12 protein-coding genes are annotated in these 14,318 nt (G+C 64.9%); 7 read left to right on the plus strand and 5 right to left on the minus strand.

Features of this window, described 5'->3' with window-relative positions; all coding sequences use genetic code 11:
• Window positions 1-143: 143 nt before the first annotated feature.
• Together A8G08_RS02575 and A8G08_RS02580 are read right to left on the minus strand one after the other, a co-directional pair.
• A complete protein-coding gene (locus A8G08_RS02575; protein ID WP_068269668.1) occupies window positions 144-1,271 on the minus strand; it encodes an NDMA-dependent alcohol dehydrogenase in 1,128 nt (375 codons plus the stop codon).
• Window positions 1,272-1,373: 102 nt separating this feature from the next.
• Window positions 1,374-2,438, minus strand: coding sequence for a phosphotransferase family protein (locus tag A8G08_RS02580; protein ID WP_068269723.1), 1,065 nt, complete (start codon window positions 2,436-2,438; stop codon window positions 1,374-1,376).
• Between the two features lie 124 nt (window positions 2,439-2,562).
• Here A8G08_RS02580 and pabB point away from each other — a divergent pair, with 124 nt between their 5' ends.
• Window positions 2,563-4,662, plus strand: coding sequence for an aminodeoxychorismate synthase (pabB, locus tag A8G08_RS02585; protein ID WP_068269671.1), 2,100 nt, complete (start codon window positions 2,563-2,565; stop codon window positions 4,660-4,662).
• 203 nt (window positions 4,663-4,865) lie between these two features.
• Here the strand turns inward: pabB and A8G08_RS02590 are convergent, their stop codons facing one another.
• Window positions 4,866-5,309 (minus strand): hypothetical protein, encoded by a 444-nt coding sequence (locus tag A8G08_RS02590; protein ID WP_068269674.1) that lies wholly within the window; start codon window positions 5,307-5,309, stop codon window positions 4,866-4,868.
• A gap of 75 nt (window positions 5,310-5,384) precedes the next feature.
• Here A8G08_RS02590 and A8G08_RS02595 point away from each other — a divergent pair, with 75 nt between their 5' ends.
• Window positions 5,385-5,879, plus strand: a complete 495-nt coding sequence (locus A8G08_RS02595) for a polyketide cyclase (protein ID WP_068269677.1) — start codon at window positions 5,385-5,387, stop codon at window positions 5,877-5,879.
• A gap of 11 nt (window positions 5,880-5,890) precedes the next feature.
• Here the strand turns inward: A8G08_RS02595 and A8G08_RS02600 are convergent, their stop codons facing one another.
• The gene (locus A8G08_RS02600) at window positions 5,891-6,805 is read right to left on the minus strand and encodes an alpha/beta fold hydrolase (RefSeq protein ID WP_068269680.1); all 915 of its coding nucleotides are present in this window, start codon (window positions 6,803-6,805) and stop codon (window positions 5,891-5,893) included.
• Between the two features lie 208 nt (window positions 6,806-7,013).
• Here A8G08_RS02600 and A8G08_RS02605 point away from each other — a divergent pair, with 208 nt between their 5' ends.
• The 3 genes from A8G08_RS02605 to A8G08_RS02615 all read left to right on the plus strand — a co-directional run bounded on the left by A8G08_RS02605 (window position 7,014) and on the right by A8G08_RS02615 (window position 11,333).
• The gene (locus A8G08_RS02605; protein WP_068269683.1) at window positions 7,014-8,393 is read left to right on the plus strand and encodes an MFS transporter; all 1,380 of its coding nucleotides are present in this window, start codon (window positions 7,014-7,016) and stop codon (window positions 8,391-8,393) included.
• 82 nt (window positions 8,394-8,475) lie between these two features.
• On the plus strand, window positions 8,476-9,984 hold the full coding sequence (locus tag A8G08_RS02610) for an aldehyde dehydrogenase family protein (RefSeq protein WP_084435892.1): 1,509 nt from the start codon (window positions 8,476-8,478) through the stop codon (window positions 9,982-9,984).
• Window positions 9,981-11,333, plus strand: a complete 1,353-nt coding sequence (locus A8G08_RS02615) for an MFS transporter (protein WP_068269686.1) — start codon at window positions 9,981-9,983, stop codon at window positions 11,331-11,333. Before A8G08_RS02610 ends, A8G08_RS02615 begins: the two co-directional genes overlap by 4 nt.
• A gap of 9 nt (window positions 11,334-11,342) precedes the next feature.
• Here the strand turns inward: A8G08_RS02615 and A8G08_RS02620 are convergent, their stop codons facing one another.
• Complete coding sequence (locus tag A8G08_RS02620; protein WP_068269727.1) at window positions 11,343-12,014, minus strand: GntR family transcriptional regulator; 672 nt, start codon at window positions 12,012-12,014, stop codon at window positions 11,343-11,345.
• 249 nt (window positions 12,015-12,263) lie between these two features.
• Here A8G08_RS02620 and A8G08_RS02625 point away from each other — a divergent pair, with 249 nt between their 5' ends.
• Complete coding sequence (locus A8G08_RS02625) at window positions 12,264-13,655, plus strand: flavin monoamine oxidase family protein (RefSeq protein ID WP_068269697.1); 1,392 nt, start codon at window positions 12,264-12,266, stop codon at window positions 13,653-13,655.
• 39 nt (window positions 13,656-13,694) lie between these two features.
• On the plus strand, window positions 13,695-14,318 hold a 624-nt coding region (locus A8G08_RS02630; RefSeq protein ID WP_068269700.1), incomplete at its 3' end, for a dihydrodipicolinate synthase family protein.

The raw sequence follows: 14,318 nt of genomic DNA on the forward strand, positions 1-14,318 counted from the left end.
GTGAAAACCTACCGCTGTCAACGACGAAGGACGGCAGTGCCGGTGGGGCACTGCCGTCCTCGTTGTCCTCCGTGAACGGAAGATTTGTTGCGTTGAACGGAGTGAACGCTTCCGTTCACTCCGCTGAGCTCAGCCGCGGACGATCAGCGATCGGCGTCCGAGTACTTGATGATGCCGCGGATGTTGCGACCCTCGAGCATGTCCTTGTAGCCCTGGTTGACCTCTTCGAGCGAGTAGGTCCGGGTGACCATGTCGTCGAGGTTGAGCTGACCCGACTTGTACAGCTCGAGCAGGAACGGAATGTCCTGACGGGCGTTGCCGCCACCGAAGATGCAGCCCTTGACGGTCTTCTGCAGCATCGACAGCAGGAAGCAGTTCATCTTCACGTCGAAGTCGATCATGTGGCCCATCGCAGTGACGACCACAGTGCCGCCCTTGCTGGTGAGCGTGAGCGCCTCTTCGACGTACTCACCCTTCATCTCACCGACCGTGATGATGGTCTTGTCGGCCATCCGGCCCTCGGTGAGCTCGAACATGCCGCCCATGGCTTCCTGAGCCGAGGCGTAGGTGTGCGTCGCGCCGAACTTTATGGCCTGCTCGCGCTTGAACTCCACCGGATCGATGGCGATCACGCGGCGGGCACCGGAGACGACCGCGCCCTGCAGCGCGCTCATGCCAACACCACCGACACCCATGATGACGACGGTGTCGCCGGCCTTCACGTCGGCGACGTGCGTCGAGGAACCGAAACCGGTCGGCACGCCACAGCCGACGAGCGCTGCGACCTCGAACGGGATGCTCTTGTCGATCTTCACGACGGAGCTCTGGTGCACCGTCATGTACGGCGAGAAGGTGCCCAGGAGGCACATCGGGATGACGTTCTCGCCCTTGGACTGGATCCGGAAGGTGCCGTCGCTGATCGCCTGGCCGGAGAGGAGGCCAGCGCCCAGATCGCACAGCGCCATGTTGCCCGACACGCACGCGGGACAACGGCCACACGACGGCACGAAGGACAGCACGACGTGGTCGCCGACTTCGAGATCGTGAACCTCGGGACCGACCTTGGTGATGACACCGGCGCCCTCATGGCCGCCGATCACCGGGTACGAGGGCATCGGGGTGGCACCGGTGACGATGTGGTGATCCGAATGGCACATGCCGGCCACCTCGAGCTGGATCTGGACCTCACCGGCAACCGGGTCGCCGATCTCGATCTCTTCGATCGACCAGTCCTGATCCACGCCCCACAGGATGGCGCCCTTGGTCTTCATTGCGTTCTCGCCTCTCGGTCGTACTGCTTGTGATTGAACACACTACGACAGAACTGAAACACGTTCTAGTACCAATCGGTAACGCGGGGTCCTGTTTTACCCTCAGACGGCCAGTGACCTGGCCCTTTCGAACAGGCCCAGCGTCAGCTCATGCAGCCGGTCGCCCACCTCCTTGGGGGCCTTCCCGGCAAACGCACGGGCGTGAGTGCCCTCCAGGACGATGCCGAGCTTGAAGCAGGCCAGCACCTGATACCACTCGATGGCGCTCAGGTCGCGATCCGAGTTCGCGGCGTAATGCGCGATGAGTTCCTGCGGGGTCGCGAAACCGCCGTAGGCGGCATACGCCCCCGCAAGCCCGTCGAGGGCCGACTTTCCATCGGGCCAGGTCGCCAGCAGCCAGCCAAGGTCGAGCAGCGGGTCGCCGATCGTCGACATTTCCCAGTCGACGTATGCGGCGAGTTCCGGGCCGTCGTAGCGGAACATCGTGTTCGACATGTGGCAGTCACCGTGCAGGATGCCCGGGCTCCAATTCGTCGGGCGGTTGCGTTCGAGCCAATCGGCGACGTGGTCGATTCCGGGGATGTCCGGGCCGGGGTAGCCCTCATTGCGGGAGTACGTCTCCAGTTCGCCCAGCCAGCGTGACACCTGCCGTTCCAGAAAGGTCTCCGGCTTGTTGCCGTAGTCGCCAAGGCCGACGGCGACGTAGTCGACCGATCCCAGATCGGCGAGTGCCTTCGCCGCGGACAGTCCCATGTCGTGCCGGACGCCGGCGTCCCCGGCATGCAGCGGCGGCATCTCGACGCCTGGGTTGAAGCCTTCGATCGGGCGCATCAGGTAGAAGACCGCACCGTTCATCACCGATTCGTCAGGGCACGCGGCGACCAGTGTCGGCGTGGGTACGTCGGTCTGCGCGAGCGCGGCGAGCAGAATTGCCTCCCGGCGCAGCACCTCATTGCTATTGGGCCGCAGGTACTTCGGCGGGCGCCGCAGCACGAATTCCTCTCCACCGCGGGCAAATCTCAGCAGCACATTCTGCGTGCCGCCGCCGATGGGCGCAACGTTTTCGATCGGACCCGTCGCAAGCCCCTGCTGATCCATCCAGTCCGCGACGATGTCGAAGTCCACGAGCTCCCGATCGACGTCGGCCGGCTGCTGCTGAGTTGACATGGCGCGATTGTGCCGCACCGGCGTGACAGCGCTCACACCGACAGCCCGAATACCGCCGCTCGCGGGGCTCCGATGCAGACCATTCGCGTCCCTCATCGCGGCGGGCGCGTAGGCTTTTCTCCCAATGCGGACGTTGCTGATCGACAATTACGACTCCTTCACCTACAACCTGTTTCAGCTGTTGAGCTCGGTGAACGGAGCCGAACCCGTCGTGGTCCGCAACGACGACGTCGCCGATATTGTGGATCTGGACCTCGACTCATTCGACAACGTCGTGATCTCCCCCGGCCCGGGCCGGCCGGACAACGTCCGCGATTTCGGAATCTCGGCGCAGGTGGTCCGCGAGGCGTCCATTCCCCTGCTCGGCATCTGCCTCGGACATCAGGGCATCGTGGTCGGGGCCGGCGGACAGATCGACCCCGCGCCGACACCGCGGCACGGCTATCTCGACCCGGTCCACCACGACCGCAGCGATCTCTTCGCCGGTGTCCCACAGGATTTCACCGTGGTGCGATACCACTCCCTGTGCGCGATCGAACCGCTCCCAGCCGAGCTCGAGGTCACCGCACGTACCCCGGACGGGGTCGTCATGGCAGTGCGGCACCGGAGTCGCCCGCAATGGGGCCTGCAATTCCACCCCGAGTCGGTCGCCGCTGAGTACGGCGCGACGCTCCTCCGCAATTTCGCCAAACTCACTACAGCACAGGCACTTTCCAACGGATCGAGGCGGCGGCGGACCGAACAGGATTCACGGGCGGCACCGAATCATTCGCGGCCGGACGTGGATGGGCGCACCTACCGTGCCCGCACGCTGCGCCTGGACAGGGCAGTCGATACCGAGGCCACGTTCGACCGACTGTTCGCCGACTCGCCCACGACATTCTGGCTCGACAGCGAGCACGTCGAACCGGGCCTCGACCGCTTCTCGTTCCTCGGCGACGCGTCGGGCCCGCATGCCGAGGTGATCGGTTATGACGTCACCACCACGACCGTGCGGGTACACCGCGACGGTGGCGCCGACGTGCATCACGCGACGATTTTCGACTATCTCTCGGCGGAGCTCGGTCGCCGCAAGATCGATTGCGCACCAATGCCATTCGACTTCACCGGCGGATACGTCGGCTACTTCGGATACGAGACGAAGGCGGATTGCGGATCGCCCAACCAGTTCGAATCCGACGTTCCCGATGCCCGGCTGATCTTCGCGGACCGTTTCGTCGCGGTCGACCACGTCGCCAACGCGACGTATCTCATCGCGCTCGAGCTCGATGACGAACCGGGCTCGGCCACGCAGTGGCTCGACGCAACACGGGACGCGCTGGCCGCGGTGCCCGACTGGTCGAACCCGCCGACACTGTTCGTCGAGCCGGACACCACCGCGGTCGAATCGGCGCTGACCCGCGGACGCGCGCGCTATCTCGACGACATCGCCGCGTGCGATCGCGCACTCCGCTCGGGCGAGTCGTACGAGATCTGCCTGACCGACAGCATGCGGTCCCCTGCGATCACGGCAGGCATCGATTTCTACCGCACGCTGCGGCGCTGCAATCCCGCCCCGTACGCGGCCTACCTGCGCTTTGACGACGTCGAGGTCGCCTGCTCGTCGCCCGAGCGCTTCCTCAAACTCGATCGCTGCGGGGTGGTGGAAAGCAAACCGATCAAGGGCACGGCCGCGCGCGGCGACAACCCGGCCGAGGACGATTTCCTGCGCCGCTCGCTTGCCGCCGATCCGAAGACCCGAGCCGAGAACCTCATGATCGTCGACCTGCTGCGCAACGATCTCGGCCGCGTGTGTGAGATCGGCACGGTGCACGTACCCGAACTGATGGTCACCGAGACCTATGCGACTCTGCACCAACTCGTTTCGACCGTCCGCGGCACGCTGCGCCCGGGACTGAACGCGATCGACGTTCTGCGGGCGTGCTTCCCGGGCGGGTCGATGACCGGCGCACCAAAGCTGCGCACGATGGAGATTCTCGACACCCTGGAAACCGAAGCGCGCGGGGTGTATTCGGGCACGATCGGCTTCCTCGCCCTGAACCGGACGGCGGATCTCAATATCGTCATCCGGACCGCGGTGCGCGCGGGCGGTCAATGGCGGATCGGTGCGGGCGGGGCGATCGTGCTCGATTCGGTCGCGGAGGACGAGTACCACGAGATGGTGCTCAAGGCCTCGGCCGCGGCGCGCGCATGCGTCCCTGCAGCCTCATCCCCCGCTTCGTGAGTGCAAGACTTCCACCCGGGTGCGAAATTTCGGCCCCGTGTACACAATTCGCCCCCGCGAAGGCCCGCCAAACGCGAGCAAAACTTGTTCGAATGGGCAAAGCTTCGCCCCCATTTACACAATTCGCACCCGCGAAGCGCGCCCTAATTCCGGGAAGCGCGCCCTACTTCCTCGAAGCGCGGCCGACCTCCGTGAAGCGCGGCCTACTTCCGCCGCTGTCCGGAACTCCCCTTGCCCTTGCGTGCCGGCGGTTCAGGTTCAGGTTCGGGCTCGGCCGCTAGGCCGGTGACCCTTCCCAGCGTGCCCATGCCCGGGAACTTGCCGACCGTGCGGGCCACGTTGTCCCCCACGGACACCAGTGCCTCGAGCTGCGGGATGAGCCGGTCGAGTGCACCGAACATCGGGTCCATCAATGCCATCATCCGTTCCCACCGGTCGATGGCCTCGTTGAGTCGCTCCAGAGTGCTCGCGAGGTTGTCGATCAGATCGGGGAGTTCGGCGACAAGGCGAGCCGACGCCGGCGGCAGCCGGATCGCGGAGTCGACGGTTGCTCCCGCAGCGGCCTGCGCCGCTTCCGCGGCAGCCTTGGCGGCGGCCTGAGCGGCGGCCAGGATTTCCGCCGGGTTCGGAACCTTGGGGCTCGTCATGCTCGCAACTTTGCCGCACAGACCGGCACCGAACCGGGAATACGCTATTCCCGTGCAGCGATACGAGCGATCGGCATGATCGGCGACCGATGGGGTGTGACGGATGCCGAAATGAGCCGGCCGTACCCGTGCGACGAGTTCGTACCGAATCCGGTGATGGCAGCGTGGCGCGGCGTCACGGTCTACACGACACCCGATCGCGTGTGGCGGTGGATCGTGCAGCTACGACTAGCGCCGTACTCCTACGACTGGATCGACAACCTCGGCCGGCGGTCACCACGCGAGCTGCAACTGCTGCCTGACCCCGTACCGGGGGATGCGTTCACGGCGACCGGCGGTCGGCCGCAGGGCCGCGTCCTCGCGCTGGACCCGGGGCGGCATCTGACGGCCACAATCATGGGGGCAGTCATGTCCTACGTCCTCATACCGGACGGCGCCGACGCGACCCGGCTCGTCCTCAAAGTCGCACAGCCGAAGTGGCGCCTGCTGGGCCCATTCCTCTGTCTCGGGGATCTAGTCATGGCCCGCCGCCAGCTGGCAAACCTCAAACAGCTCGCCGAACGGACCTGACCCGACCGAGCTCAGCGCGCGGGCATCGGCGAGGAGTGCTCCCAGTCCGCAAGGATCGCCCGCAGGGCCGCGAGCAGTGCAATCGGCTGGTCGAGCATCGGATGATGGCCGGCAAGCGGAAGCTCGAACACCGGCGCGCGGCGGCCGAGCAGCTCATACATCTGATCGCCGATGGCCGGAGTCACGAGTCCGAACTGCGATCTGATCAGCGCGACCCGGGCGTCCACCTTGTTCAGCCACTCCGGCCGCGGCATATTGCGGCCGAACATCTGCGGATCGAACTTCCAGCTCCAGCCGCCGGGCACTTCCCGCAGCGACGTCTCGGCAATGTGCGCTAGCACGTATGGCAGGTTGTTTTCCTGCTTCGGCACCGGCTTGAACCGGGCAATCGCCTCGTCGCGGTCGGGATAGACCTTCAGTGGGCCGAAGGCGCGACTGTCCATCGCGGCCTGTTCCTCGGGGCTGAACTCTCGGATCGGCGAATCGAGCACCACGACACCGCCGACGAGGTCGGGCTGGTTGATTGTGGTGTTGAGCGCTACCCAGCCGCCCATGCTGTGCCCGACCAGGATCGGGTTGGGCGGAAGGTCGGCCATCGCGCACACCGCGGCAACCTCCGTCGACCAGTAGTCGAGCGAGTACGCCTCGCGCCGGTCGCTGTCCCCGTGCCCGGACATATCGAGGGCGAGGACACGCCGATCGTCGCCGAGCAGCGGTGCGATGTGGTCCCACCACCGGGAGTTCGCGCTACCGCCGTGCACGAGAACCACCGCGGATTCCGCGTCCTTTGGACCCCAGCACCGCAGCGCGATGCGCGTCCCGTCGACGTCGACGGACGCCTCCTCTGCAGGCTGTGCGATCGCATCCAAGTACCACGCGGGTGCGTCCTGATCGGGAGAGGCGGCGCTGTGCTCCTGCAAGTGCATATCTAGCAGGTAACTCCACATGTCCGGATTGCGCCAAGAAAATCGTTCGCATTGCGAGCTATCTCGCATTGCGCTCCGAACGCAGAAAACCTTTCACCGATTGTCGTGATCACAAATCTCATCTGTTGCGTAATCTGTGATCACAACTTAGGGTGATTGCCATCACACCAACCGTGGGATTCTTAATCTGCAGCTTTGGAGGTACGCCATGCAGAACGCGAGTGGCGGGTTGGAGCAGCGAAATGACGCTCACCCCCTCGACGACGCCCCGCTCTCCCGCTTCCATAAGAAGCTGGCGCTCTACGCCTCGGGTGGGCCCTTCCTCGACGGCTACGTTCTGTCGATAATCGGCGTCGCGCTCGTCCAGATCGGGCCGGCATTCGACATGAGCTCCGCGCAAGAAGGCCTCGTCGGCGCGTCGGCGTTGATCGGTATTTTCCTCGGCGCCTTCCTCGGCGGATGGCTCACCGATATCTTCGGCCGCCAGGTTTTGTTCACGATCGACCTCGCCGCGATCATCCTTTGCTCGATCGCCCAGTTCTTTGTCGGTGACGTGTTCTGGCTGATCGTGTTGCGACTGTTGATCGGAATGGCCGTAGGTGCCGACTATCCGATTGCCACCTCACTATTGGCCGAATTCTCACCGCGCAAGTGGCGCGGCCCGCTCCTCGGAGCGTTCGTCTCCATGTGGTTTGTCGGAGCCGCCTCCGCCTACATCGTCGGCGAAGCACTCCTGCACTTCGAGAATGGCTGGCGCTGGATGCTGGCCAGCGCCGCAGTGCCCGCCATCATCATCGTTCTACTTCGGCTCGGTACACCGGAGTCGCCGCGCTGGCTGATGAAGAAGGGCCGCATCGACGAGGCAAACAGCGTGCTGCGCAAGGTATTCGGGCCCAACGTGAGCGTGGACGATCTCCCCGAGGAGATCAACGAGAACATCCGCGTCAGCGCTCTGCTCAAGTCGGGCTACGGCAAGCGGATGGCCTTCATCACGATCTTCTGGACCTGCTCTATCGTTCCGCTGTTCGCCGTCTACGCGTTCGGACCGAAGATCCTCGGCGCACTCGGGCTCACCGGCAATCTCGCGCAGGTCGGATCGGCCTTCATCACCATCATGTTCCTCGTCGGTTGCCTCGTGGGCCTGTTCCTCGTCAACCGCGCCGGACGCCGTCCACTGATCATCCACAGCTTCATCTGGGGCGGTCTTGCACTCCTGCTGCTGGGCCTGTTCACCAACTCGTCGGCATGGGTTGTGTTGGCCCTCTTCGCTACCTACGCCGTCGCGATCGGTGGCACCCAGATCCTGCAGTGGATCTACCCGAACGAGCTCTTCCCCACCGAGATCCGCGGATCGGCCGTCGGCCTCTCGTCCTCGCTCAGCCGCATCGGCGCAGCACTCGGCACGTACCTCGTCCCGGTCTCGCTGACCCACCTCGGCACGGGTACGACGATGATCATCGGCGGCGTCATAACCCTCGTCGGCGCCGGAGTCTCGGTCATGTGGGCGCCGGAAACCCGCGGACTCACCCTGGGCGAATGCTCGTCGGTTGACGGGCCGGTAGCCCGCACCGCCGCGCACGCCGCCTGACAATCCCCTTCCCCGGTTCGTGAATGACGCGCCACCGCGTCATTCACGAACCGAGTTTCACCACCAGAAACGAGCAATTCGAATGACCCAGACCATCGAACCCGCCACCTACGAAGTGCACCGCGGTGAGGTCACTCCCCTGGTTTCCGAGTCCGACCTCCCCGCCACGGGCCATTTCATCGCCAATCAGTTCACGGCCGACGCCGGACGTGACCGGATAGATGTCGTCAACCCTGCGGACGGATCGGTTGTCAGTACGGTCATCGTGGGCACCGAGGAAGACGTCGATCGTGCTGTCGCCGCTGCGCTTGCCGCCCAAAGCGATTGGGCACGATTGGTCCCCAAGGAACGCGCCGAGATCCTGCACCGGATCGCCGACCGGGTCGTAGACAACGCCGACCTGCTGGCACGGCTCGAGTCGGCAAACACCGGTAAGCCGTTGCCGGTGTCGCACGACGACATCGCACAAACGATCGACACGTTCCGCTTCATGGCAGGCGCAGCACGGTCGACAACCTCGCAGGCGGCCGCCACGTACTCCGAAGGCCATCTGTCCGTTGTTTTGCGCGAGCCGCTCGGCGTCATCGGCGTCGTCACCCCGTGGAACTATCCCCTGCTCATGGCGGCGTGGAAGATCGCGCCGATCCTCGCGGCCGGCAACACCATGGTGATCAAGCCATCCGAGCAGACACCCCTCACCACGTTGAAATTCGCCGAACTCGTCGCGGATCTGCTCCCAGCCGGCGTGTTCAACGTCGTCACCGGCCGCGGCTCGGTCGTTGGTAGCCGCCTGTCCGGGCACCCGCAGATCGACATGATCGCCCTGACTGGCTCGGTCGGTAGCGGAAAGGCTGTGGCGCGCAGCGCTTCCGAGTCCCTCAAGCGAGTACACCTCGAGCTCGGCGGCAAGGCGCCGGTCGTCATCTTCGACGACGCTCGCCTCGACGAAGCCGCCTCGGCGCTGCGCACGGCAGCATTCTGGAACGCGGGCCAGGAATGCGGTGCCGCATGCCGGGTACTCGTCCATGAATCGGTCGCGGCCCGGTTTACCGAACTCCTCGTCGAAGCAGTCGGATCTCTCGTGGTGGGTGAACCCGGCGGCGGCGAGACCATCGAGATCGGCCCCATGATCTCCGAGGCCCACTACGACCGGGTGTGCGGATATCTCGACCGAGCCCGCGAACAGGGAATCCGCGCCGCGATCGGCGGGACACCGCTCCCCGGAGCCGGATACTTCATCGCACCAACCGTTTTCGTCGACGTTCCCGACGGCGCAGAGTGCTCGCGCGAGGAGATTTTCGGACCCGTCGTGACCATCGAAACGTTCACCGATGAGGACGACGCCATCGCGCGCGCGAACGGCACGCCGTACGGCCTCGCGGCATCGGTGTGGACCGAGAACGCACGCCGCGCACACGACGTCCCGTCGCGACTGGACTTCGGCACCGTCTGGGTCAACGACCACCTCGTGCTTGCCAGCGAAGTGCCATGGGGTGGCTTCAAGGGATCGGGCTACGGCCGCGACCTGTCCATCTACGCGCTCGACGACTACTCGCGCACCAAGCATGTGATGCACAACCAGCAACGATGACAACCCATCCGTTGGACGATGCGCCGCTCGGCGCCTTCCACAAACGTTTGGCGCTGGGTGCATCGGGCGGCCTGTTCCTCGACGGCTATGTCCTGTCGATCATCGGTGCAGCGCTCGTCCAACTCGACGATCAGTGGCACTTGTCCGCGTCCGAACAGGGCCTGATCGGCGCATCCACGCTCGTCGGAATCCTGATCGGCGCTCTCGTCGGCGGCTCGCTCATCGACCGCTACGGACGGCGGACGCTCTTCAGGCTCGACCTCATCGCGGTCGTCGCGTGCTCGGTGACGCTGTTCTTCGCACCGAATGTCTGGTGGGTGATCGCGTTACGCCTGCTGATAGGAACCGCGATCGGCGCCGACTATCCCACCGCGGGGTCGATGCTCTCCGAGTTCGCCCCGCGCAAGTACCGCGGGCCACTGTTCGGATTCTTCGTCACCATGTGGTTCGTCGGCGCCGCGACGGCCTACATCGTCGGCGAGGCGCTCTCCCGAACCGGCGAGAGTGGTTGGCGGTGGATGCTCGCCAGCGCGGCAGTGCCCGCAACGCTCGTTGTGCTCGCCCGTCTTGGCATGCCGGAATCTCCGCGCTGGCTGGCTGGGAAGCGGCGGTTCGACGAGGCCAACGTGGCTTTGCAGAAGGTACTGGGAACCGGCGTATCGGTCGCCGACCTCAACGACGAAGTCCACGGGAAGGTGGACCTGCGATCGCTGCTCCGGTCCGGCTACGGCAAACGCATCGCATTCGTCACCATCTTCTGGACCTGCGCGATCATTCCGTTGTTCGCCATGTATGCCTTCGCGCCGTCCATTCTCGGCGAGATGGGATTCGAAGGGGATGTTGCACGGCTCGGTTCGGCAGTGATCACTCTGCTGCTCTTGGTCGGTTGCGTGATCGCGGCGTTCTTGGTCAACCGAATGGGCCGACGTCCCTTGCTCATTCACAGTTTCTTGTGGTCGGGCATCGCATTGGGACTGATCGGCACATTCTCCGGCGCACCCACCTTCGCCGTAATGGGACTGTTCGCGGCCTACGCCCTCCTGATCGGCGGCACGCAGATCATGCAGCAGGTGTACCCCAACGAGCTGTTTCCGACCGAGATACGTGGTGTCGCTGTCGGTCTCGCCTCGTCGCTGAGTCGTATCGGCGCGGCGTTCGGCACTTTTCTCGTGCCCTGGTCCCTTGTGTCACTCGGGGCCGCCACAACGATGCTCATAGCCGCAGCCATCACCCTTGCGGGCGCGACTGTTTCGCTGCGCTGGGCGCCGGAGACGCGCGGACTCACACTCGCGGAGAGCGCGGCTCTCGGTCGTCACCCGACACCACGGGCCGACGTTCACGCTCGATAGCCGGATGTCTTACGGAGCGGCCGGCGGCTGTGCCGCCAACAGCCCCTTGATGCGGCTGGTCGCGTCGACGAGCGATGCGTCGTTGACCGCCGCAGCGGCATCCGCGTCGTTCTTGCGTGCGGCCGCGATCAGATCGAGCTGGTACTTCCACACCGCATCGTCTGCAACCGAATAGTCTTGTCCGACCAGCTTGTAGGCACGGCTGCGGTTCCACAGTGTGCGAATCAACTCCACCAGAACGGGATTACCCGAGGCCTGGTACAGGATCGTCAGCAAGGACTCGTCGAGGTCGAGTGAGGCAGCCACCCGCCCCTCGGCCAGCGCCACTCGCATCGCGTCGTAGTCGGCCGCCATCCTGTCGCAATCCTCGGGAGTAATCCGTTCGGCGCCGGCGCGCGCCGCCTCGACCTCCAGTACGCGGCGAACGTCGTAGACGTGCACGAGCTCCTCGAGCGTCAAGCCCTTCACGACCGCACCCTTGTGCGGCGATCGTTCAGCCAGCCCGGCTTCTTCCAGTCGCCGGATTGCCTCGCGTACCGGGAGCACGCTGGTGCCGACCTGCGCCGCGAGATCTCGGACCTTCAGCCGTGAACCCGCAGGCAGATCGCCACTCATGATCGCCTCGTAGATCGCCGAGTAGACCTCGTCGGTCAGAAGTGTGGGCTCTGCCCGCCTGGATATGACCACAGATCACATCGTACCGACTGCTGTTTCATGTGATCCAATTAACGCTCACGCTTGTGTGATCTGTAATCACATCTTAGACTCAGGGCATGGAACCGAGTCGTTCAGCCGCATGCTCGAAGGCTGACGGTCGTTCGATTCGGAGATCGGCGCGATTCGGCGCACGCCGGGACTTCCTGTCCCGGGCGCAGGCAATCCACCGAAACAGTCAGCTCAATTGCTCTTGATCAACGAGGAGGACAGTCCATGAAGGACGTCGTGATCGTCGGAGGCGGTATCGCCGGTCTGGCCGCCAGTTGGCGGCTTCGCCATTGGGACACTGTCCTGCTCGAATCGGGAGATCGCGTCGGCGGTCGCATCCGGTCGGAGCGCCGCGGGCCGTACTTCATGAACTGGGGTGGCCACGTCTACGCCGGTGGAAATTCGCGGACCTCATGGCTGCTGAACGACACCGGCGTCGACTCTGTCGCCGTCCCCGGCTCCCTCTCCGGACTGGCCGTGAACGGCAAGCTGCTGGTGAAGGGCCGTATCGAGAGCTACCCGTTCCGCATTCCGATGTCGTGGTCCTCGCGGATGGGCCTGATGAAGACAGGCGCGAAAGTCGGTCTCGCCGTTGCCAAATACGCGAAGATCGTCGGGCTCCGCGACGGTGAAGACGAAGCCTCGCGCCAGCAGCGCGTCTACAACTTCATGAATGACCGCTCCTTCACCGACTATGTCGGCGAACTCCCGGAAGATGTTGAGGCGCTTTTCAAGCCGACCATCACCCGTTCCTCGGCCGACCTCGACGAGATCTCTGCCGGCGCCGGCGTCGGATACTTCAGCCTCGTCTGGAACATCGGCGCGGGACTGAGCCAGAGCATTGTCGGCGGACCGTCGACCCTGACCGAGAGCATCGCCGCCGCGTTGTCCGATCGCGTGCAACTGAATTCGGCGGTCGAAGAGATCGTGCACAAGAAGAACTCGGTCGTGGTCCGCTATCGCCAGGCCGGCATCGAGCGCGAAGTCGAAGCCCGCTGCGTCGTACTCGCGACACCCGCGACCGTGAGCCATCGCGTTGCCGTCGACCTCGACGCCGACATCCGCGACGCGCTCTCGCAGGTCAAGTACGGGCCCTACGTCAGCGCCGCGTTCCTGACCAACGAAACCGAACGGCAGGTCTGGGACGACTCTTACGCCATCGCGACACCCAAGCGGTCATTCAACGTGATGCTCAATATGTCGAACGTCGTCCGCGGCTACGAGCGCGAACGGCAGCCCGGCAGCAGCATCATGACCTTCTCCCCCGCCAGCCTTGCCCGTCAGCTCCTCGAACTCGACGACGACGGAATCCGCGAGACATACCTGCGCGATCTCGACCAGATCCTGCCGGGCTTCTCGGACAAGGTCGTCGAGGCCGAGATCCAGCGTTGGCCGACCGGCGCGCCGTATTGCTTCCCGGGCCGCGCGAAGCTGCAGCCCACGCTGACCCGGCGCGGTGGCCGTGTGTTCCTGGCCGGCGATTACCTCGGCACGCTCTACACCGAAACCGCCATCGGCACCGGATTGGCCGCCGCTCAGGACGCACAGAGCCTGCTGGCCACGGATCGCCAGCGCGGAATCTCCGCAGCCGAGCTGCCCATGGCCGTCGGCCGTTGACACCACCAACCTCCCCATACTTCCCACTCAAGGAGAATCATGTCCTCGCAACTCAGCGGCGTATTAGTCGCGCTCGCAACACCATTCGCAGCCGACGGCCGCATCGATGAGGATCTGCTGCGGCGCCTCGTCGACCGCACCATCGACGGCGGCGTCGACGGCGTCGTCGCCTGCGGATCGACCGGAGAGTTCGCCGCGATGACCAACGCGGAACGGCGATTCGTCGTCGAGACCGTTATCGACCAGGTCGCCGGACGTGTCCCCGTCGTCGCCGGAACCGGCGCGGTGAGCACCGCCGAGGCCATCGAACTCACGCGCCACGCCGAGGCCGCAGGCGCATCGGTCGTCATGGTCGTCGCGCCCTACTACGAGCCGCTCACCATGGACGAGACCCTCGACTACCTGCGGACTGTCGCGGGCGCCGTGAAGATCCCGGTCATGCTGTACAACATGCCCGCCGCAACCGGGGTCAACATGACCCCCGATGTGGTCGGCCAACTCGCCCGCGAGGTCGACAACATCCGCTACATCAAGGACACCAGCGGGGATATGGCCCAGGCCGGCCAACTCATTCACAACTACGGCGATGTCATCTCAACCTTCGTTGGCTGGGACAGTTACCTGCTCGCGGCGCTCACCGAGGGAGCCGCTGGTGTGATGGCT

The sequence above is a fragment of the Aldersonia kunmingensis genome, from assembly GCF_001646865.1.
Classification (GTDB): Bacteria; Actinomycetota; Actinomycetes; order Mycobacteriales; family Mycobacteriaceae; genus Aldersonia; species Aldersonia kunmingensis.

Coding starts and splice junctions, on each gene's coding strand:
- A8G08_RS02600 (WP_068269680.1), bottom strand. CDS start 6,805: ATGCACTTGCAGGAGCACAGCGCCGCCTCTCCCGATCAGGACGCACCC.
- A8G08_RS02605 (WP_068269683.1), top strand. CDS start 7,014: ATGCAGAACGCGAGTGGCGGGTTGGAGCAGCGAAATGACGCTCACCCC.
- A8G08_RS02575 (WP_068269668.1), bottom strand. CDS start 1,271: ATGAAGACCAAGGGCGCCATCCTGTGGGGCGTGGATCAGGACTGGTCG.
- pabB (WP_068269671.1), top strand. CDS start 2,563: ATGCGGACGTTGCTGATCGACAATTACGACTCCTTCACCTACAACCTG.
- A8G08_RS02625 (WP_068269697.1), top strand. CDS start 12,264: ATGAAGGACGTCGTGATCGTCGGAGGCGGTATCGCCGGTCTGGCCGCC.
- A8G08_RS02595 (WP_068269677.1), top strand. CDS start 5,385: ATGATCGGCGACCGATGGGGTGTGACGGATGCCGAAATGAGCCGGCCG.
- A8G08_RS02580 (WP_068269723.1), bottom strand. CDS start 2,438: ATGTCAACTCAGCAGCAGCCGGCCGACGTCGATCGGGAGCTCGTGGAC.
- A8G08_RS02615 (WP_068269686.1), top strand. CDS start 9,981: ATGACAACCCATCCGTTGGACGATGCGCCGCTCGGCGCCTTCCACAAA.
- A8G08_RS02610 (WP_084435892.1), top strand. CDS start 8,476: ATGACCCAGACCATCGAACCCGCCACCTACGAAGTGCACCGCGGTGAG.
- A8G08_RS02590 (WP_068269674.1), bottom strand. CDS start 5,309: ATGACGAGCCCCAAGGTTCCGAACCCGGCGGAAATCCTGGCCGCCGCT.